14 protein-coding genes are annotated in these 19,742 nt (G+C 69.4%); 8 read left to right on the top strand and 6 right to left on the bottom strand.

Annotated elements, in window-relative coordinates:
• Window positions 1–14 precede the first annotated feature (14 nt).
• Genes gatB through gatC form a run of 3 tightly spaced genes read right to left on the bottom strand, consistent with a single transcriptional unit; the run spans window position 15 to window position 3,357 of the window.
• A complete protein-coding gene (gene gatB / locus IPV10_RS13060; RefSeq protein WP_207484535.1) occupies window positions 15–1,544 on the bottom strand; it encodes an Asp-tRNA(Asn)/Glu-tRNA(Gln) amidotransferase subunit GatB in 1,530 nt (509 codons plus the stop codon).
• Window positions 1,544–3,061: an Asp-tRNA(Asn)/Glu-tRNA(Gln) amidotransferase subunit GatA gene (gene gatA / locus IPV10_RS13055; protein WP_207484533.1), complete on the bottom strand. Its 1,518-nt coding sequence runs from the start codon at window positions 3,059–3,061 to the stop codon at window positions 1,544–1,546. The genes gatB and gatA overlap by 1 nt, the downstream gene beginning before the upstream one ends.
• Entirely contained in the window at window positions 3,058–3,357 is a 300-nt protein-coding gene (gatC, locus tag IPV10_RS13050) for an Asp-tRNA(Asn)/Glu-tRNA(Gln) amidotransferase subunit GatC (protein ID WP_207484531.1), read from the bottom strand. The genes gatA and gatC overlap by 4 nt, the downstream gene beginning before the upstream one ends.
• A gap of 81 nt (window positions 3,358–3,438) precedes the next feature.
• On the opposite strand from gatC, the gene IPV10_RS13045 reads away from it, so the two are divergent.
• The 5 genes from IPV10_RS13045 (at window position 3,439) to IPV10_RS13025 (ending at window position 8,560) form a co-directional block, all read left to right on the top strand.
• Window positions 3,439–5,139, top strand: coding sequence for a long-chain-fatty-acid--CoA ligase (locus tag IPV10_RS13045; protein WP_207484529.1), 1,701 nt, complete (start codon window positions 3,439–3,441; stop codon window positions 5,137–5,139).
• A 45-nt stretch (window positions 5,140–5,184) separates the two neighbouring features.
• Window positions 5,185–7,008 carry a DEAD/DEAH box helicase gene (locus IPV10_RS13040; protein WP_207484527.1) on the top strand — a complete coding sequence of 608 codons (1,824 nt, stop codon included), beginning with the start codon at window positions 5,185–5,187 and terminating at the stop codon, window positions 7,006–7,008.
• A 16-nt stretch (window positions 7,009–7,024) separates the two neighbouring features.
• Window positions 7,025–7,477: a GNAT family N-acetyltransferase gene (locus IPV10_RS13035; protein ID WP_207484525.1), complete on the top strand. Its 453-nt coding sequence runs from the start codon at window positions 7,025–7,027 to the stop codon at window positions 7,475–7,477.
• A 155-nt stretch (window positions 7,478–7,632) separates the two neighbouring features.
• A complete protein-coding gene (locus IPV10_RS13030) occupies window positions 7,633–7,944 on the top strand; it encodes an acylphosphatase (RefSeq protein ID WP_207484524.1) in 312 nt (103 codons plus the stop codon).
• 46 nt (window positions 7,945–7,990) lie between these two features.
• Window positions 7,991–8,560: a GNAT family N-acetyltransferase gene (locus tag IPV10_RS13025; RefSeq protein WP_207484522.1), complete on the top strand. Its 570-nt coding sequence runs from the start codon at window positions 7,991–7,993 to the stop codon at window positions 8,558–8,560.
• Here IPV10_RS13025 and ligA read toward each other — a convergent pair.
• Genes ligA through IPV10_RS13010 form a run of 3 tightly spaced genes read right to left on the bottom strand, consistent with a single transcriptional unit; the run spans window position 8,529 to window position 13,184 of the window.
• Window positions 8,529–10,847 carry an NAD-dependent DNA ligase LigA gene (gene ligA / locus IPV10_RS13020; protein WP_207484520.1) on the bottom strand — a complete coding sequence of 773 codons (2,319 nt, stop codon included), beginning with the start codon at window positions 10,845–10,847 and terminating at the stop codon, window positions 8,529–8,531. The genes IPV10_RS13025 and ligA overlap by 32 nt on opposite strands.
• A 54-nt stretch (window positions 10,848–10,901) precedes the next feature.
• Complete coding sequence (gene mnmA, locus IPV10_RS13015; RefSeq protein ID WP_207484518.1) at window positions 10,902–11,999, bottom strand: tRNA 2-thiouridine(34) synthase MnmA; 1,098 nt, start codon at window positions 11,997–11,999, stop codon at window positions 10,902–10,904.
• 9 nt (window positions 12,000–12,008) lie between these two features.
• Window positions 12,009–13,184, bottom strand: a complete 1,176-nt coding sequence (locus IPV10_RS13010; RefSeq protein WP_207484517.1) for a cysteine desulfurase family protein — start codon at window positions 13,182–13,184, stop codon at window positions 12,009–12,011.
• Window positions 13,185–13,288: 104 nt separating this feature from the next.
• Between IPV10_RS13010 and glgX the strand changes: the two genes are divergently transcribed.
• The 3 genes from glgX (at window position 13,289) to glgB (ending at window position 19,739) form a co-directional block, all read left to right on the top strand.
• The gene (gene glgX, locus IPV10_RS13005; protein WP_207484515.1) at window positions 13,289–15,400 is read left to right on the top strand and encodes a glycogen debranching protein GlgX; all 2,112 of its coding nucleotides are present in this window, start codon (window positions 13,289–13,291) and stop codon (window positions 15,398–15,400) included.
• A 65-nt stretch (window positions 15,401–15,465) separates the two neighbouring features.
• A complete protein-coding gene (locus IPV10_RS13000) occupies window positions 15,466–17,538 on the top strand; it encodes an alpha-1,4-glucan--maltose-1-phosphate maltosyltransferase (RefSeq protein WP_207484513.1) in 2,073 nt (690 codons plus the stop codon).
• Entirely contained in the window at window positions 17,535–19,739 is a 2,205-nt protein-coding gene (gene glgB, locus IPV10_RS12995; RefSeq protein ID WP_207484511.1) for a 1,4-alpha-glucan branching protein GlgB, read from the top strand. The genes IPV10_RS13000 and glgB overlap by 4 nt, the downstream gene beginning before the upstream one ends.
• The last annotated feature ends 3 nt before the right edge of the window (window positions 19,740–19,742 follow it).

Genomic DNA, 19,742 nt, shown 5'->3' with positions numbered 1-19,742 from the left:
TCCGGGGGACGCTGCTACTGCGCGGCGCGCTCCAGGACGAGCTCGCGCACGCGCGCGGCATCCGCCTGGCCCTTCATGGCCTTCATCACGGCGCCGATCACGGCGCCGGCTGCCTGCACCTTGCCGTCCTTGATCTTCGCGAGGATGTCTGGCTGGGCCGCGAGCGCCTCGTCGATGGCGGCGATCAGTGCGCCGTCGTCGGAGACCACTGCCAGGCCACGGCCGTCGACGACCTCCTGAGGCGTGCCCTCGCCGGCGATGACGCCCTCGAGCACCTGGCGGGCGAGCTTGTCGGTGAGGGTTCCCGCATCGACGAGCTGCTGAAGAGCCGCGACGTTGGCGGGGCTGACCAGCTCGGCCGCATCCTTCTCCTGCGCGTTCGCGAGACGCGTGATCTCGCCCGTCCACCACTTGCGGGCGGTCGCCGGGGTCGCACCGGCGGCGATCGTCGCCTCGACGACCTCGAGCAGGCCGCCGTTGCGCACGTCCTGGAACTCCAGGTCGGTGAAGCCCCACTCCGCCATCAGGCGGCGTCGGCGGGCCACCGGCTGCTCCGGAAGGCCTGCTCGCAGCTCCTCGATCAGCTCCGCGGCCGGCTCCACAGGGAGCAGGTCGGGCTCGGGGAAGTAGCGGTAGTCATCGGCGTCCGACTTCGGACGACCCGGTGAGGTCGTGCCGGTGTCCTCGTGCCAGTGCCGCGTCTCCTGCGTGATCGTGCCGCCGTCGGCGAGGATCTGCGCCTGACGCTGGATCTCGTACCGCACGGCGCGCTCGACCGAGCGCATCGAGTTGACGTTCTTCGTCTCGGTGCGGGTTCCGAGCGGAGCCGGCGGCTCCCCCTCGGCGGCGCGCGGGCGCAGCGACACGTTCGCGTCGCAGCGCAGGTTGCCGCGCTCCAGTCGCGCTTCCGAGATGCCGAGGCTCCGCACGATGTCACGGATGGTCTGGACGTACGCCTTCGCCACCTCCGGGGCGCGGTGCTCGGTGCCGAAGATCGTCTTGGTGACGATCTCGACGAGCGGGACGCCGGCCCGGTTGTAGTCGACGAGCGAGTACTCGGCACCCTGGATGCGTCCGGTGGAGCCGCCCACGTGGGTGAGCTTGCCGGCGTCCTCCTCCATGTGCGCGCGCTCGATCGGGATCTGCACGATGGTGCCGTCCTCGAGCTCCACCTCGACCGATCCCTCGTACGCGATCGGCTCGTCGTACTGCGAGATCTGATAGTTCTTGCCGAGGTCCGGGTAGAAGTAGTTCTTCCGGGCGAACCGGCTGGACTCCGCGATCGAGCAGCCGAGTGCGAGACCGAGGCTGATCGACGAGCGGATCGCGGTCTCGTTCACGACGGGCAGCGAACCGGGAAGACCGAGATCGACCGGTGCGATGAGCGTGTTCGGCTCTGCCGCGTGGTACAGCTCGTTCGCCGGGTTCGGCGCATCCGAGAACATCTTGGTGTTCGTGTTGAGCTCGACATGCACCTCGAAGCCGAGCACCGGCTCGAACAGCTCGAGCGCCTTGTCGTAGTCCATGAGCTTGGCGGCGGCCATCAGCGGGTCCCTCCCACGAGCTGGGGTGCACGGGTGAGCAGCGGCGCACCCCAGGAGTCGAGCAGCACGGCCTCGAGAGCGGCGCCGACCTTGTAGAGGAGCGCGTCCTCCCGCGCCGGCGCGATGAACTGGATGCCGACGGGCAGCCCGTCCTCGACGGCCAGGCCGCTGGGGATCGAGATGCCGGGGACGCCGGCGAGGTTCACCGGGATCGTGGTGATGTCGTTCAGGTACATCTGCAGCGGGTCGTCGATCTTCTCGCCGATCTTGAACGCCGTGGTCGGCGCAGACGGCGTGGCGATCACGTCGACCTCGGCGAACGCGTTCGCGAAGTCCTGCTGGATCAGGGTGCGGACCTTCTGCGCGCTGCCGTAGTAGGCGTCGTAGTATCCGGCCGACAGGGCGTAGGTGCCGAGGATGATGCGGCGCTTGACCTCGTCGCCGAAGCCCGCGTCGCGGGTCGCCGACATGACGTCCTCGACCGTGGGGTTGCCGTCCGGCGTGACCCGCAGGCCGAAGCGCACGGAGTCGAACTTGGCCAGGTTGCTGGATGCCTCGGCGGGGAGGATCAGGTAGTAGGCGGCGACGCCGTACTCGAAGTGCGGGGCGCCGATCTCGACGATCTCCGCTCCCTGAGCCTCCATCAGCGCGAGCGACTCACGGAAGGATGCCGCGACGCCGGGCTGGAACCCGCTGTCGGGCAGCTCCCGGATGACGCCGACCTTCAGGCCCTTGAGCACGTCACCGCGAGCGCCCTCGCGGGCGGCCTCCGCGAAGGACGGCCACTGATCGCGCAGCGAGGTGGAATCCTTGGGGTCGTGGCCGCCGATCACGTCGTGCAGCAAGCCGGAGTCGAGCACGGTGCGGGTGACGGGGCCGACCTGGTCGAGGCTCGAGGCGAGGGCGATGGCGCCGTAACGGCTGACACCGCCGTAGGTCGGCTTCATGCCGACGGTGCCGGTCACGTGCGCCGGCTGGCGGATCGAGCCGCCGGTGTCGGACCCGAGTGCGAGCGGTGCCTCGAACGCCGCGACGGCCGCAGCGGAGCCTCCGCCGGAGCCGCCGGGGATCCGGTCGAGGTCCCACGGGTTGCGCGTGGGACCGTAGGCGGAATGCTCGGTGGAGGAGCCCATCGCGAACTCGTCCATGTTGGTCTTGCCGAGCGGGATGAGTCCGGCGGCACGGGAGCGCGCGACGACGGTGGCGTCGTAGGGCGAGCGGTAGCCCTCGAGGATCCGCGAGCCGCTGGTCGTCGGCTGGTCGGTGGTGACCAGGACGTCCTTGATCGCGAGCGGCACGCCGGCGATCGGGCCGAGCTGCTCCCCCGCGGCGCGGCGCGCGTCGATGTCGGCGGCTGCGGCCAGCGCGCCCTCGTTCACGTGCAGGAAGGCGTGGACGGCGCCGTCGACCGCGGCGATGCGGTCGAGGTGCGCCTGGGTGGCCTCGACGCTGGAGATCTCGCGCGAGGCGAGCTTGTCGGCGAGCTCCGCCGCGGTCAGCCGGATGATGTCGCTCACTGCTCTTCTCCCAGGATCGCGGTGACGCGGAAACGGCCGTCGGCGGCATCGGGTGCGTTCTGGAGCACCTGCTCATGCGTGAGCGTCTGCCCGACCTCGTCGGGGCGGAAGACGTTGCTCAGCGGAATCGGGTGACTCGTCGCGGCGACGTCGGCGGTCGCGACCTCGGACACCTTCGCGATGTTGTCGACGATGGCGTCGAGCTGGCCGGTGAGCCGCGTCACCTCGTCGTCGTTCAGCTGGATGCGCGCGAGCACGCCGAGATGGCGCACAAGTTCAGGGGTGATTTCAGACACCCCCCAAGTCTAGTCAGCGCGCTCACCGCTCCCGTCCCGGTTCCGGTGCAGGGGGTTCCCGCGCGGAGCTAGGGTGGGCGGGTGAGCACGTTCCAGCCTCCTCGTCCGTGGGTCGCCAGCTACGCCGAGGGCGTCCCGGATGACCTCCCGCCCGTCTCCGGTTCGCTGATCGACATCGTCGCCGCATCCGTCCGTGACTATCCCGATGCTCCGGCGCTGCAGTTCTTCGGCCGCGAGACGACATATGCGCAGCTGCAGGACTCGGTCGACCGCGCCGCCGCAGGGCTCCGCGATCTCGGCGTGCGCGCCGGCGACCCCGTCGCGATCGTGCTGCCGAACTGCCCGCAGCACATCATCGCGTTCTACGCGGTGCTGAGGCTCGGCGCCGTCGTCGTCGAGCACAACCCGCTGTACACGCCGCGCGAGCTGCGCAAGCAGTTCGAGGATCATGGTGCGAAGCACGCGATCGTGTGGAACAAGGTCGTCGCCTCGGTGCAGGACTTCCCCGCCGACCTGGCCGTGACGAACCTCATCTCCGTCGACGTCACTCGGGCGATGCCTCTGCTCACCCGCGTCGCGCTGCGTCTGCCCGTGGCGAAGGCGCGCGAGTCGCGAGCGGCGCTCACCGAGAAGGTCCGCGGCACCGTCACGTGGGATTCGCTGGTGGCCTCATCCCCCATCCCTGCAACCCACCCCACCCCCGAGACGGACGATCTCGCGATCATCCAGTACACGTCCGGAACCACCGGCACCCCGAAGGGCGCGTCGCTCACGCACCGCAACCTGCTCGCGAACGCTGCGCAGGCACAGGCGTGGGTGCCGTCGATCCAGCGCGGAGACGGCTGCGTCGTGTACGCCGTGCTCCCGATGTTCCATGCCTACGGCCTGACGCTGTGCCTCACCTTCGCGATGTCGATGGGCGCGCGTCTCGTGCTGTTCCCGAAGTTCGACCCGGATCTCGTGCTCGACGTCATGAAGAAGCATCCGGCGACATTCCTCCCGCTGGTGCCGCCGATCGCGGACCGGCTGCTGACGGCGGCGAAAGCCAAGGGCGTCTCGCTCGACGGCGTCGCGGTGGCGATCTCGGGTGCCATGGCGCTGCCGCACGAGCTGGTCGTGCCGTTCGAAGCGGCGACGCACGGGTATCTCGTCGAGGGCTACGGGCTCAGCGAGTGCTCCCCCGTGCTGATGGCGAATCCCGTCGCAGAGCACCGGGTGCCGGGCACCGTGGGCCTCCCGCTGCCTGGCACCGAGTGCCGCGTGGTCGACCCCGAGAACCCCACCGTCGACGTGCCGGCCGGCTCGCCCGGCGAGCTGATCGTCCGGGGCCCCCAGGTGTTCGGCGGCTACTACGGCAAGCCGGAGGAGACCGAGGCGGTCTTCGTCGACGGCTGGTTCCGCACCGGCGACATCGTCACGGTGGACGAGGGCGGCTTCATCCGGATCGTCGACCGCATCAAGGAGCTCATCATCACCGGCGGCTTCAACGTCGCCCCGACCGAGGTCGAGAACGCCCTGCGACAGCATCCGCAGGTCTCGGATGCCGCGGTCGTCGGCCTTCCGAGCGGGCACTCCGGCGAGGAGGTGGTCGCGGCCATCGTCGTCGACGGCGCGACGGATGTCGACGTCGAGGCGATCCGCGAGTTCGCCCGCAGCATCCTGACCCCGTACAAGGTGCCGCGGCGCGTCTTCGTGGTCGACGAGCTGCCGAAATCGCTGATCGGGAAGGTGCTGCGGCGGCAGGTCAGGGAGAGGCTTCTGGCGCTCACGAGCGGTTCCTGACCTCGCGCCCAGGTGCGGCGGGCGGGATCACGCTACCCTTGGTCAGTGACTGAAGAAGACGCTGTGCCCACCGACGCCCCCGCGACCCCCGGATTCGAGGAGCTCGGCATCACCGGCCCCGTCCTCAAGGCCATCAAGGATCTCGGCTACGAGACCCCCTCTCCCATCCAGGCCGCCACGATCCCGACCCTTCTCGCAGGGCGTGACGTGGTCGGCATGGCCCAGACCGGAACAGGCAAGACGGCCGCCTTCGCGCTGCCGGTGCTCGAGCGGCTCGACGTGTCGCAGAAGACCCCGCAGGCCCTCGTGCTCGCGCCGACCCGTGAGCTCGCCCTGCAGGTCTGCGAGGCGTTCGAGTCGTACGCGTCGAAGATGAAGGGCGTGCACGTCCTCCCGGTCTACGGCGGCCAGGGCTACGGTGTGCAGCTGTCCGCTCTCCGCCGTGGAGTGCACGTGATCGTCGGAACGCCCGGCCGCATCATGGACCACCTCGCCAAGGGCACCCTCGACCTCTCCGAGCTGCAGTACCTCGTGCTCGACGAGGCCGACGAGATGCTGAAGATGGGCTTCGCGGAGGACGTCGAGCAGATCCTCGCGCAGACTCCGGAGGAGAAGCAGGTCGCCCTGTTCTCCGCCACGATGCCCCCGCAGATCCGCCGGCTCGCGCAGCAGTACCTGCGCGACCCCGAAGAGATCAGCATCAAGTCGAAGACCGCGACCGGCACCAACATCACCCAGCGGTATCTGGTGGTCTCCTATGCGCAGAAGGTCGACGCGCTCACCCGCATCCTCGAGGTGGAGAACTTCGACGGGATGATCGTCTTCGTCCGGACGAAGAACGAGACCGAGACACTCGCCGAGAAGCTCCGCGCCCGCGGGTACTCGGCAGCCGCGATCAACGGCGATGTGCCGCAGGTGCAGCGCGAGCGCAGCGTCAACCAGCTGAAGGACGGCAAGCTCGACATCCTCGTCGCCACCGACGTCGCCGCTCGTGGTCTCGACGTCGAGCGCATCAGCCACGTCATCAACTTCGACATCCCCACCGACACCGAGTCGTACGTGCACCGCATCGGCCGCACGGGTCGCGCCGGCCGCACCGGCGATGCGATCAGCTTCATCACGCCGCGCGAGCGCTACCTGCTGAAGTCCATCGAGAAGGCCACGCGTCAGCAGCCGGCTCAGATGCAGCTGCCGAGCACGGAGGACGTCAACACGACGCGCCTGGCGCGCTTCGACGACGCGATCACGACCGCACTGTCGGAGACGGGGCGGATCGAGGCGTTCCGCGACATCGTCGCGCACTACGTGCGCCACCACGACGTCCCCGAGGGTGATGTGGCCGCCGCTCTCGCCGTCGTCGCCCAAGGCGACACGCCACTGCTGCTCGACCCGTCCAACGACGCGCTCTCCAAGTCCGTCGAGGCCGACAACCGTCCGCCCCGCGAACGCTCCACCCGTGACGCGCGCGAGCCCCGCACGGAGCGCCGCGGCCGCGGAGACTACTCCGCGTACCGGATCGAGGTCGGGCGCCGTCATCGCGTCGAGCCACGGCAGATCGTCGGCGCGCTCGCGAACGAGGGGGGCCTCGGCCGCGACGACTTCGGCGCGATCAACATCCGCCCCGACTTCTCGATCGTGGAACTGCCGGCGAACCTCGATGCGTCGGTGCTCGAAAAGCTCCGCGACACGCGCATCTCAGGCCGCCTGATCGAGATCAAGCCGGATCGCGGACCGGGTGCACGTCGTGCGCCCCGGGACGGCGAGCACGGTGATCGGCGCGAGCGCCCGTCGTACGGCTCACGCGACGACCGCCCGGCACGGAGCGACCGTGACGACAAGCCGTTCCGCAAGCCGCGTCACAAGGGCTGAGCGCCTCGGGACGGCGATGCGGATCCATCTCGCGACACCGGCCGACGTCGACGATCTGGCGCGCCTGAAGTGGGTCGATCGCGCCTCAGGTGAGGCGGCGTCGTCGTTCGACTCCTTCGTCACGGGGTTCGCCGAGTGGTGGCGCGCGCATCGCTCCACGCACTCCGCGTTCATCGCCCGCACCGATCAGGACGAGATCGCCGGTGCCGCGTGGATCGCGCTGCTGCCGCGCGTGCCGAGTCCCGGTGCGTTGAACCGCCTGTCTGCGGATGTCCAGAGCGTGTTCGTTCTGCCCGAGCATCGCGGTCGCGGCTTCGGCTCATCACTCGTCGAAGCCGCGTACGCGCACGCTGCCGAGGCGGGCGCCGGTCGCATCACCGTGCACTCCAGCAGCCGAGCCGTTCCCGTGTATCGTCGCCTCGGCTTCGATTCCTCGACACGGCTCATGCAGCGCGCGGTGGAAGACTGAGCCGAGGCGCCGGCACGCGCATCATGGGTCTTCGCGAGACGAAGCGCGGCTCCGCCACCCCCTGGGAGCGTCTCGTCGCCGGCGAACGCGGTTCCCTTCTGACGTGCTCCAGGCGATCGTTGCCGCAGGATGATCATGTGGATGGATTCAGCGGCATGACTTCCGTCAGAGTGATCGTGCGCGGCCGAGTGCAGGGCGTCGGCTTCCGCTGGTTCACGCGAGAGGCCGCAGAGGCAGCCGGAGCGACCGGGTGGGTGCGCAATCGCCGTGACGGCTCGGTCGAAGCGCTGCTCCGCGGCGACGCAGAAGCAGTCGACACGGTGATCGACGCCATGCGCGACGGCCCGCGTCATGCCCTCGTCTCAGAGCTTGTGGCGAAGCAGGAGCAGGACACGGAGCCGGGTACCGACAAAGACCTGAAGCACGACGCCTCTGCCAACGGCTTCGAGATCCACCCGACCGCCTGAGTGCCCCGCGCAGGCACTGGGACATGGTCGCAGCTATCTTGGTGCCATGACGACGATCCGATGGGCGACGCCCGATGACGCGCACGGCGTCGCGATCGTGCACGTGGACGCCTGGCGCACGGCGTACGCCGGACTGATCGATCAGCAGGTGCTCGATGCTCAGAGCGTCGAGCATCGCACGGCCATGTGGCGGAACTGGATCGAGCGCTCACTTGCCGGCGAAAGCACCGACGCCTACGGCCCCGTGCCGCACCGGCTGCTGGTCGCGCAGATCGAAGGCCGGATCATCGGCTGGGCCGGCTTCGGTGGAGGGCGAGACGCCGACTCGACGCATCAGGGCGAGCTTGCCGGGCTGTACGCCTATCCGTCCACGTGGTCGCAGGGAATCGGTCACGCGCTGATCAGCCGGGCCGAGGACGAACTGCGCGCCGAGGGGTGGACCGAGGCCTACCTCTGGGTCCTCAAAGGCAATGACCGGGCCATCCGCTTCTACGAGCGCCACGGGTGGATCGCCGACGGCCGCGAGAAGCGAGGCGAGGGCGGCAGCGTGCAGGGGCTGCACGAGATCCGCCACTCCCGTCGGCTCAGCTATCCAGCGCGTCCGGCCCTTCGGTGACGAGGATGTGGAACTGCGCAGCGTCCAGGATGCGGATGCCGAGCTCCTCCGCCTTGCCGAGCTTGGAGCCGGCACCGGGACCTGCCGCGACGAAATCGGTCTTCTTGGATACGCTCGACGCGGCCTTCCCGCCCGCCTTGATGATGGCCTCCTGCGCGCCGTCACGGGAGTAGCCCTCCAGCGAGCCTGTGGCGACGACCGTGAGGCCCTCGAGCACTCCTCCTTCGACGACGGCAGCGCCGGGGCCAGGGTGACCCGGTGTGGCCCATTGCACTCCTGCATCCGCCCACCGCTGCACGATCTCCTGGTGCCAGTCGACCTCGAACCAGGCCAGCAGTGAATCGGCGATGATGCCGCCGACCCCTTCCACCGCGGCGAGCTCCTCACGCGAGGCCCCGCGAATCGCGTCAAGGGAGCCGAACCACTGCGCCAGCGCGCGCGCGGCCACCGGGCCGACGTGGCGGATGTTCAGGGAGACCAGCAGCCGCCAGAGCTCCTTGGTCTTCGCCTTCTCCAGCTCCGCGAGCAGCGTCAGCGCCTGCGATGACGGCTGCGGCCCCTCCAGGCCGGACTTCTTCTCCGCGGCGGTCGGATTCCGGCGGAAGGGCGCGCGGGTCTTGACGAGCCCGTCGTCGTCCTCCTTCGGAAGCCCCGTCTCGGCATCTTTCACGACCAGTTCGATCGGCACCAGCTCCTCGAGTGTCAGCGCGAACAGCCCGGCCTCGGTCTCCAGCGGCGGCGCCGCGGGCGACGTCGGCTGCGTGAGGGCGGCCGCGGTCACCTCGCCGAGAGCCTCGACATCGAGCGCCCCGCGCGAGCCGATGTGCTCCACGCGTCCGCGCACCTGCGCAGGGCAGGAACGGGCGTTCGGGCAGCGGAGGTCGATGTCGCCCTCCTTCATCGGGCGCAGAGGCGTGCCGCACTCCGGGCATCCGACCGGCATCACGAACTCGCGCTCCGTGCCGTCCCGCTTCTCCACCACCGGCCCGAGCACCTCGGGGATGACGTCGCCGGCCTTGCGCAGCACGACGGTGTCGCCGATCAGCACTCCCTTCGCCTTCACGACGTCCTTGTTGTGAAGTGTCGCCTGGCGCACGACCGACCCCGCGACATGGGCGGGTGCCATGACGGCGAACGGAGTCGCACGGCCAGTGCGGCCCACCGACACCACGATGTCGAGGAGCTTCGTCTGCACCTCCTCCGGCGGGTACTTGTAGGCGATGGCCCAGCGAGGCGCCCGGCTCGTCATGCCCAGCTCGTCGTGCAGGGCAAGCTCGTCGACCTTGACGACGATGCCGTCCAGCTCATGCTCGATGTCGTGCCGGTGCTCGCCGAAGTGCTCGACGAACGCGACGACCTCGTCGATCCCCTGGCACACCCTGGTGTGCGCACTCGTGGGAAGTCCCCACCCGGCGAGGAGTTCGTAGACCTCGCTCTGCGAAGACACCGGCGGATTCTCCCAGGCACCGATGCCGTGAACGTACATCGCGAGGGACTCGATACGCAGGAGACCCGCCTCCAGCTCCAGGCCGGCCTTCTTGTCGAGCTGCTGCCGAAGTCCGCCGCTGGCGGCATTGCGCGGGTTCGCGAAAGCGGGGAACCGGCGCGCGGCCGCAGTGCGGTTCTTCTCCTCGTCGAACGGCCTCTTCGCTCCCACACGAGATTCCCATCGACCCAGCGCGTCCGCGTAGGCGCGATCGCGGAACGCCGCCTGCGCCGCGTTGAGACGCTCGAACGCCGCGACCGGGATGAACACCTCGCCGCGGACCTCGACGATCCGCGGGTGGCCGGTGCCGCTGAGCCTCCGGGGGATCTCGGGAAGCCGGAGCGCGTTCTCGGTGACGATCTCGCCGACTCTGCCGTCGCCCCGCGTCGCGGCAGACGTCAGCACGCCGTTCTCGTAGCGGAGGTTGATCGCGAGGCCGTCGATCTTCAGCTCGGTGAGCCAGGCGACATCGCGCCCCGCCGAGGCGCGGGTCTTCGCCGCCCACTCCGTCAGCTCCTCGACGGAGAAGACGTTGTCGAGGCTCAGCATCCGCTCGGCGTGCTCGATGGTCGCGAGCCCCGTCGCCTCGGCCGCGCCGACCATCTGGGTGGGCGAGTCCTGGCCCTGCAGCTCGGGGTGCAGCCGCTCGAGCTCCTCGAGCCGATGCATCCAGCCGTCATACGTCGCGTCGTCGACGACCGAGGTGTCGCGGCCGTAGTACGCGTCCTTCGCCTCGAGTATGCGGGTGGTCAGCTCCTCGGCCTCGATGCGAGCGTCTTCCAGCGAGATGTTGTCCGGCACCCCGTCAGTCTACGAGCGAGGGCCGACATCGAGAGGGCGACTGCACGCGGACTGCTACGCCTCGACGGGAACCGCCGACACCGTCCGGTCGATCGTGAACTGGCCCAGAACCCGCGTGCCGACGTAGAGCACGGCGGTCTGCCCAGGCGCGACGCCGTCGAGCGGCACCTCCGGCACCACGCGGACGCCCTCCGGCGTCACATGGGCGGTCGCCGCCACCGGCTCGGCATGGGCGCGGATCTGCACATCGCACGCGAAAGACGACGTTGAGGGCTCGCTCCCCGCCCAGCTGAACCGCTCCCCCGCGATCTCGCCGATCGCGAGCGCCTCCTTCGGGCCGACGACGACCGTGTTCGACACAGGGCGGACCTCGAGCACGAAGCGCGGCTTGCCGTCCGCGGCGGGCACCCCGAGCTTCAGGCCGCGACGCTGCCCGACCGTGAAGGCGTGCGCGCCCTCATGCGACCCGACGACGGCCCCGGAACGGTCGACGATCTCGCCGGTGGCCGTGCCGACCTTCTCCGCCAGCCAGCCGCGCGTGTCGCCGTCGGGGATGAAGCAGATGTCGTGGCTGTCCGGCTTCTGCGCCACGCTGAGTCCTCGCTCGGCGGCCTCGGCGCGCACGAGCGCCTTCGACGGCGTCGACCCGAGCGGGAAGTACGTGTGAGCGAGCTGCTCGGCCGTGAGCACGCCCAGCACGTAGGACTGGTCCTTCGCGTTGTCGGAGGCGCGGTGCAGCTCGAGCCCCGATTCCGTGGTGATCAGCGTCGCATAGTGCCCCGTGCACACCGCGTCGAAGCCGAGCTCCAGAGCGCGCTCCAGCAGAGCCGCGAACTTGATCTTCTCGTTGCACCGCATGCAGGGGTTCGGAGTGCGACCCGCCTGATACTCGGAGACGAAGTCGGCGATCACATCGTCACGGAAGCGCTCCGAGAAGTCCCAGACGTAGAACGGGATGCCGAGCACGTCTGCCGCGCGCCGGGCGTCGAGAGCATCCTCGATCGTGCAGCAGCCGCGGCTGCCGGTGCGCAGCGTGCCGCCCGCCCTGGAGAGCGCGAGGTGCACGCCGACGACGTCGTGCCCCGCCTCCACGGCCCGTGCAGCCGCGACGGCGGAGTCCACTCCACCGCTCATCGCCGCAAGTATCCGCATGCGACCAGTCTACGAGCGCTCACCTGTGCCGGACCCGGATGCCCGCGCACAGGCGTCGGCGATCGCGTCCAGCACCGCACCGACGTCGGCGTCGGTCGACGTGCGCCCCAGCGTGAACCTCAGCACACTCCGGGCGTCCTGCTCGCTGCGGCCCATGGCCATCACCACATGAGACGGTTCGGCGACGCCGGCCTGGCATGCGGACCCGGTGGATGCGGCGATACCCGCCATGTCGAGCAGGAACAGCAGGCTCTCCCCCACTGCGCCCGGGAACAGGATCTGCGCATTCCCCGGCAGGCGATGCACTGGATCTCCGAGCAGCACGGCAGACGGGACCCTGGAGCGGATGCCGTCGACGAGACGATCGCGCAGCAGCCCCAGCCGTGCGCCCTCCGACACCCGCTCGGCTTCTGCCAGCTCCAGTGCCGTCGCGAACGCCGCCGCCCCCGCGACATCCTGCGTGCCCGCTCGCAGGCCGCGCTGCTGCGCTCCCCCCCGCAGCAGCGCGGTCAGCCGGGCGCTGCGCGCCACGACCAGCGCGCCGACGCCGACGGGCGCCCCGATCTTGTGCCCGGCGACGCTCATGGCCACGAGGCCCGTCCCAGGTGCAGCATCCGCCCTCAAACCCCGGAAGGAAAGCGGCAGATGCCCGAGAGCGGCGACGGCATCCAGATGCAGCGGGGTCTCGATCGCCGCGGATGCCGCAGACATCGCCGCGGCGTCGTTGATCGTCCCCGCCTCGTTGTTGGCGATCAGCGCGGTCGCGAGCGCCGCACCGGGAAGCCGTGCGGCGAACTCCGAGGGGAGGATGCCCGCGGTCGAGGTCACGGGCACCCCGCGGAGTGCAGCGCCTTCGGCGATCAGCGCCTGAACCGTGTCCATGGTGGCGTGGTGCTCGGCATCCGGCATCACGATCGCGTCCGTGCCGTCGGCCCTGGAGCGCCACAGTCCCTGCAGGGCGAGGTTGATCGACTCGGTCCCTCCCGAGGTGAGCACGATCTCGATCGGATCGCAGCCGAGCATCTCGGCGATCCGCTCCCGCGACTCCTCGAGCAGCCGGCGCGCGTCCTGACCCGCACCGTGCGTGGACGACGCGTTGCCGACCGTCTCGCTCGCAGACAGCCATGCCTGGCGCGCCTCAGGGCGCAGAGGCGTCGTCGCCGCGTGATCGAGGTAGTGCCGCATCCCTCTACTCTCTCCCAGATCGGGACAGTCCGGCACCGTCGGCGGCACATGGAACTGAGTGCGGCCTGATTTGAGACTGGAACGCCGACCTCTAATGTGTACTCATGCCCGAAACCCGAGAGCTCACCGCACCCGGCGCGACAGAGCTCGCCACGCCAGAGCGCACTCCGCCTGGCGGAGCCGAACTCGACGACCTCGGCGTCCGTCTGCACGACGGCGTCGGCACGCTGCGCGTCTGGTCGCAGAACGCGTCATCCGTCGAGCTCGTCGTCTTCGACGAGACCGACCTCGACTGGGTGACGGACCAGGCCGACCTTGAGCGGCTGCCCGGCGGCGTCTGGGAGGTCACGACCGAGCTGCTGCAGCCCGGCACGCGGTACGCTCTGCGAGTCGGCGGACCGCACGGTCCCGGCAACACCTTCAATCCGGAGACCCTGCTCCTCGATCCGTACGCGCGCGGCCTCGCCCAGGGCGACGGCTACGAGGAGTGGCGCTCGGTCGTCATCGTCGACGGTTTCGACTGGGGAGAATCCCGGAAGCCGCGCGTACCTCTGGACCGCACTGTGATCTACGAGGGCCATCTGAAGGGCCTCACCAAGAGGCATCCCGACGTGCCGCCGGCGCTTCACGGCACCTACGCGGGTCTCGCGCACCCGGCGATGATCGCGTACCTCCATGAACTGGGCATCACCTCGGTGGAGCTGCTCCCGATTCATGCCTTCGTCTCGGAGCCGCGTCTTCTCGAACGCGGACTCAGCAACTACTGGGGATACAACACCCTCAACTTCTTCGCCCCGCACGCCGCGTATGCGACCGAGAAGGCTCGGAACGAGGGCCCGGAGGCCGTGCTCGCCGAGTTCAAGGGAATGGTGCGGCTCCTTCACGAAGCCGGACTCGAGATCATCCTCGACGTCGTGTACAACCACACCGCGGAGGAGGGCCTCGGCGGCCCCCGCTGGAACCTGCGCGGCATCGACAACGCCGGCTACTACCGCCAGGATGCCTCCGGCGCATACATCGACACCACCGGCGTCGGAAACACCCTGAACACCTCCACGCCCGCAGGGGCCCGTCTCGTGCTCGACTCGCTGCGCTACTGGGCCGAGGAGATGCAGATCGACGGCTTCCGATTCGATCTCGCCACCGCGATCGCCCGCGACGGTACGCACACCTACACGCCGGAGCATCCGCTGCTCACCGCGATCGCCGATGACCCGGTGCTCAAGGAGACCAAGCTCATCGCCGAGCCCTGGGACGTGGGTCTCGGCGGCTGGCAGACGGGCAACTTCCCCTCCGGATGGCACGAGTGGAACGACCGGTACCGCGACCGCGTCCGCAACTTCTGGCTGAGCGACATCGACTACGCCCGCCGCGCGTCGGCTCCCGTCGGGATCGGCGGGTTCGCGACGCGGCTGGCCGGCTCATCCAACACCTTCTCCGAGCAGCGCGGCCCGCTCGCGAGCATCAACTTCGTCACCGCGCACGACGGATTCACGATGCACGACCTCGTCGCCTACGACGTGAAGCACAATGAGGCCAACGGCGAGCACAACCGCGACGGCGCGGACATGAACCGCTCGTTCAACCACGGCATCGAGGGACCGACGGACGACCAGGCGATCCTCGCCGCCCGCCGCAAGGCGATGCGCAACCTGCTGGGCACCCTGCTGCTGTCGGCCGGCATCCCGATGCTCACGGCCGGCGACGAGGTCGGGCGCACGCAGCGCGGGAACAACAACGCCTACGCCCAGGACACGGCGATGACGTGGCTGAGCTGGGACGCGGAGCCGTGGCAGGAGGATCTGCGCGCTCACGTCACCCGCCTGATCGCACTGCGTGCCGCAAACCCCGCGCTGCGGCCCAGCCGCTACGCCCGGCTCGGTGAGCACATCCCCAACGCCTCGGTCATGGACTGGTTCGGCCCGAACGGCGAGACGATGGAGAGCGAGCAGTGGGCCGACCCCAGCCACCGCACGCTGCAGTACGTCGCAGCCTCCACGCCCGACACCGAGGCGTTCAACCGCATCCTGCTGATCGTGCACGGCACGGAGGCCCCCATCGACGTCCGGCTCCCCGATGAGCTGGAGGGAGCGACCCGGTTCGTGTCGCTCTGGTCGAGCGCTGAAGAGCGCCCCTCCGCCGAGGAAGAGGTGTTCGCACCGGGTGACGTGCTGCCGATCCCGGGGACCTCGATGAGGCTCTTCCGGGTCGAGTGACGACGCGCGCGACGCGCCCTGTCATCGCGCTACCCGCCATGCGGGCATAGCGGTACATTCGGGGTGTGGCAGCACGTGCGAGTACCCGACCAGCGGAGCTTCGAAGCCCCGCCCAGATCCCCCTGCGTCCGCTGGGGCCGACTTCGGATCCGGAGGGGCTCCGCGCCACTCGGCTCCCGCTGGTGAACGGCACGCCGTCCGTGCCGGGCGGCTTCCCGCCGAAGGCGTTCGTCGGCGAGGTGGTGCCGTTCAGCGTCGTCTCGTTCCGCGAGGGCCACGACATCATCGGCGTCCAGCTCCGTCTCACCTCCCCGTCGGGTGCGGAGAGCCTGCACCGCCTCAGCCCGCGCAAGGACGGCACCGACACCTGGGGCGCCGAACTCGCGGTCGACGTGCAGGGCGCATGGACGTTCCGATTCGAGAGCTTCTCGGATGACTTCGCCACCTGGGCGCACGCGGCCGACCTCAAGGTCGCGGCCGGCGTCGACGTTCCGGTGATGGCCGCTCTCGGCGCTGAGCTGCTCCGCAGGGCCGCGGCCGAGAAGGACCGCCCTGCGGCGCAGCGCAAGCGCCTCGAGGCGGGCGCGGTGGCTCTCGACGCAGGAGAGGCCGCGACCGCGCTCGCGATGTCGACCGATCCCGAGCTCGCGCACATCTTCGCCGAACGCCCTCTGACAACGCTGCGGTCGGCGTCAGCGCTGCAGACCCTGCTGGTCGAGCGCGCCGCAGCGGGCGTCGGGGCCTGGTACGAGTTCTTCCCGCGCTCGGAAGGAGCGAAGCGACTCAAGGACGGCACGGTCAAGACGGGCACCTTCCGCACCGCGGCGAAGCGGCTCCCCGCGGTCGCCGCCATGGGGTTCGACGTCATCTACCTGGTGCCGATCCACCCGATCGGCACGACGAACCGCAAGGGCCGCAACAACATGCTCACCACTGAGCCGGGCGACCCGGGTTCCCCGTACGCGATCGGCGCCCCGGAGGGAGGGCACGACGCGATCCATCCCGACCTGGGCAAGCCCGCAGACTTCCGAGCCTTCGTCCGCGCCGCGCACAAGGAGGGGCTCGAGGTCGCACTCGACCTCGCCCTGCAGGCCTCGCCGGATCACCCGTGGGTCGCCGAGCATCCGGAATGGTTCACGACGCTGCCGGACGGCACGATCGCATACGCCGAGAACCCGCCGAAGAAGTACCAGGACATCTACCCCCTGAACTTCGACAACGACCCGGAGGGCATCTATCAGGAGATGCTCCGGATCGTCCAGCACTGGGTCGGTCAGGGCGTGAAGATCTTCCGCGTCGACAACCCGCACACCAAGCCGCTCCAGTTCTGGGAATGGCTGATCGCCACCGTGAACGCCGCGGATCCGGACGTGATCTTCCTCGCCGAGGCGTTCACCCGCCCCGCCGTGATGCGGGCGCTGGCCGCCGTGGGGTTCCAGCAGAGCTACAGCTACTTCACGTGGCGCAACACCAAGGCAGAGCTCGAGGAGTTCCTCACGACCGTCTCACGTGACACCAGCGACTACATGCGGCCGAACCTCTTCGTGAACACGCATGACATCCTCACGGAGTATCTGCAGTTCGGCGGTCGTGCCGCGTACCGGATCCGCGCGTGCATCGCCGCCACCGCGGCGCCCGTCTACGGGGTGTATGCGGGCTACGAGCTCTTCGAGAACGTCGCCCGGCCCGGCTCCGAGGAGAACATCGACAACGAGAAGTACGAGTACAAGGTCAGGGACTGGGCGGGCGCGGAGGCGGCGGGGAACTCGCTCGCGCCGCTCCTGCGCCGGCTCAACGGGATCCGTGCCGCGCATCCGGCGCTCCGCCAGCTGCGGAACCTCTCCGTGCACTGGAGCGATGACGACGCGGTGCTGGTGTACAGCAAGCATCTCGACGCCGCGTACACAGGCACAGGGGAAGCCGACACCCTGATCGTCGTCGCCAACGTGGATCCGCACTCCGTGCGCGAGACCACGGTCCATCTGGACACCACGGTCTGGGGAGTGCCGCTCGGCGAGAGCTTCGAGGTCGAGGACCTCATCACCGGTGCTGTCTGGACCTGGGCAGACCACAACTACGTGCGCCTCGACGCCTTCGCCGAGCCGGTGCACATCCTGAAGGTGAGGACACGAGCATGAGCTATGTGGAAGACGTGACGGCATCCGCCGACTGGGCCGCCGTCGCAGCGGCATCGCATCACGAACCGCACTCGGTTCTCGGTGCGCATCCTTTCAAGGACGCGGCCGATCGCACGATCACCGTCATCCGGGTGCGCCGGCCCCTCGCTTCGACCGTCGCCGCAGTGTTCGCCGACGGCAGCCGTCTCGATCTCGAGCACGTGGCGCACGGCCTCTGGGAGGCGCAGCACGACGGCCCGCCGGTCGCGTACCGCATCGCCACCGCCTATGACGACGGTGACGAGATCATCGCCGGCGATCCCTATCGGCACCTGCCCTCTCTCGGCGACATCGACCTGCACCTCATCGCGGAGGGACGTCACGAGAGGCTCTGGGAGGTGCTCGGCGCACACCCGCGCACCCTCGGGGGCGACACCGGCGTCTCGTTCGCCGTCTGGGCTCCGAACGCGACCGCGGTGCGCGTCGTCGGCGATCACAACGGCTGGAACGGCGAATCGCACGCGATGCGGTCGATGGGCGTCAGCGGCGTCTGGGAGCTCTTCATCCCCGACCTCTCCCCCGGCGCCAAGTACAAGTACGAGATCCGCACCCGCGGCGGCGGCTGGACCCTCAAGGCCGACCCGATGGCGCAGGCCGCTCAAGTGCCCCCGGAGACCGCGTCCGTCGTCACGAGATCCTCCTATCAGTGGTCGGATGGCGCGTGGATGACGCGCCGGGCCGCCACCCACGCTGTGGCCCAGCCGCTCTCCGTGTACGAGGTGCACCTCGGATCCTGGCGGCACGGCCTCGGCTACCGGGACGCGGCAGACGCGCTCATCGCCCACGTGACCGAGGCCGGGTTCACCCACGTCGAGTTCATGCCGCTGGCCGAGCATCCGTTCGGCGGCTCCTGGGGTTACCAGATCAGCGGCTACTACGCGCCGACGAGCCGTTTCGGCAGCCCGGACGACCTCCGCCACCTGATCGACCGTCTGCACCAGGCCGGCATCGGCGTGATCATGGACTGGGTGCCAGGGCACTTCCCGAAGGACGCGTTCGCGCTGGCTAAGTTCGACGGGCAAGCCCTGTACGAGCATCCCGACCCCCGCCGGGGCGAGCACCAGGACTGGGGCACCCTGATCTTCGACTACGGCCGCCCCGAGGTCCGTGGCTTCCTCGTGGCGAACGCGCTGTACTGGTTCAGCGAGTTCCACGTCGACGGACTGCGCGTGGATGCCGTCGCCTCGATGCTCTACCTCGACTACTCCCGCGAGGACGGCGAATGGGAGCCGAACATCCACGGCGGCAGGGAGAACCTGGAGGCGATCCGGTTCCTGCAGGAGGTCAACGCGACCGCCTACCGGCTGCACCCCGGCATCATGATGATCGCCGAGGAGTCCACCAGCTTCCCCGGCGTCACGGCGCCGACGGACCACGCGGGGCTCGGCTTCGGGTTCAAGTGGAACATGGGCTGGATGAACGACTCGCTCCAGTACATCGAACGCGACCCGATGTACCGCTCGCATCACGAGGGCGAGATGACGTTCTCGTTCGTCTACGCGTTCGGCGAGAACTACCTCCTCCCGATCAGTCATGACGAGGTGGTGCACGGCAAGGGGAGTCTGGTGGCGAAGATGCCGGGCGACCACTGGCACAAGCTGGCCAACACCCGCGCGTACCTCGCCTACATGTGGGGGCACCCTGGCAAGAAGCTGCTCTTCATGGGCCAGGAGTTCGGTCAGCTCGCAGAGTGGTCGGAGTCCCGCGAGCTCGACTGGTGGCTGCTCGACCAGCCGTCGCACCGGCAGCTGCAGAGCTTCGTCGGCGTGCTCAACCGCACCTACCGCGCACAGGCTCCGCTGTGGGAGCGCGACAACGACGCATCGTCGTTCTCGCGTCTGGGCGCGCCCGCCTGGGAGCCGACGGTGATCGCTTTCGAGCGTCGCGACGCCCACGGCGGACGCCTGGTCGTCGTGAGCAACTTCGCCGGTGTCGAGCGGACGGGACATCGCCTCGAGCTGCCGCGCCAGGGCGTCTGGAACGAGATCCTCAACACGGATGCCGCGGACTACGGCGGGAGGGGGTCGGGCAACCTCGGCATGGTCGTCGCGCGGTCCGAGAACGACGGTCCGCCGACCGCGACGATCACGCTGCCGGCGCTCTCCACGATCTGGCTGCGCCATCAGGGCGACCCGCACGTGCCGACCATCAACCACGGCTGATGC

This window comes from Microbacterium sp. SD291 (assembly GCF_017355365.1).
Classification (GTDB): domain Bacteria; phylum Actinomycetota; class Actinomycetes; order Actinomycetales; family Microbacteriaceae; genus Microbacterium.
Note: the sequence above shows the minus strand (reverse complement) of the source record. Positions and strands in the feature narration are given on the sequence as shown.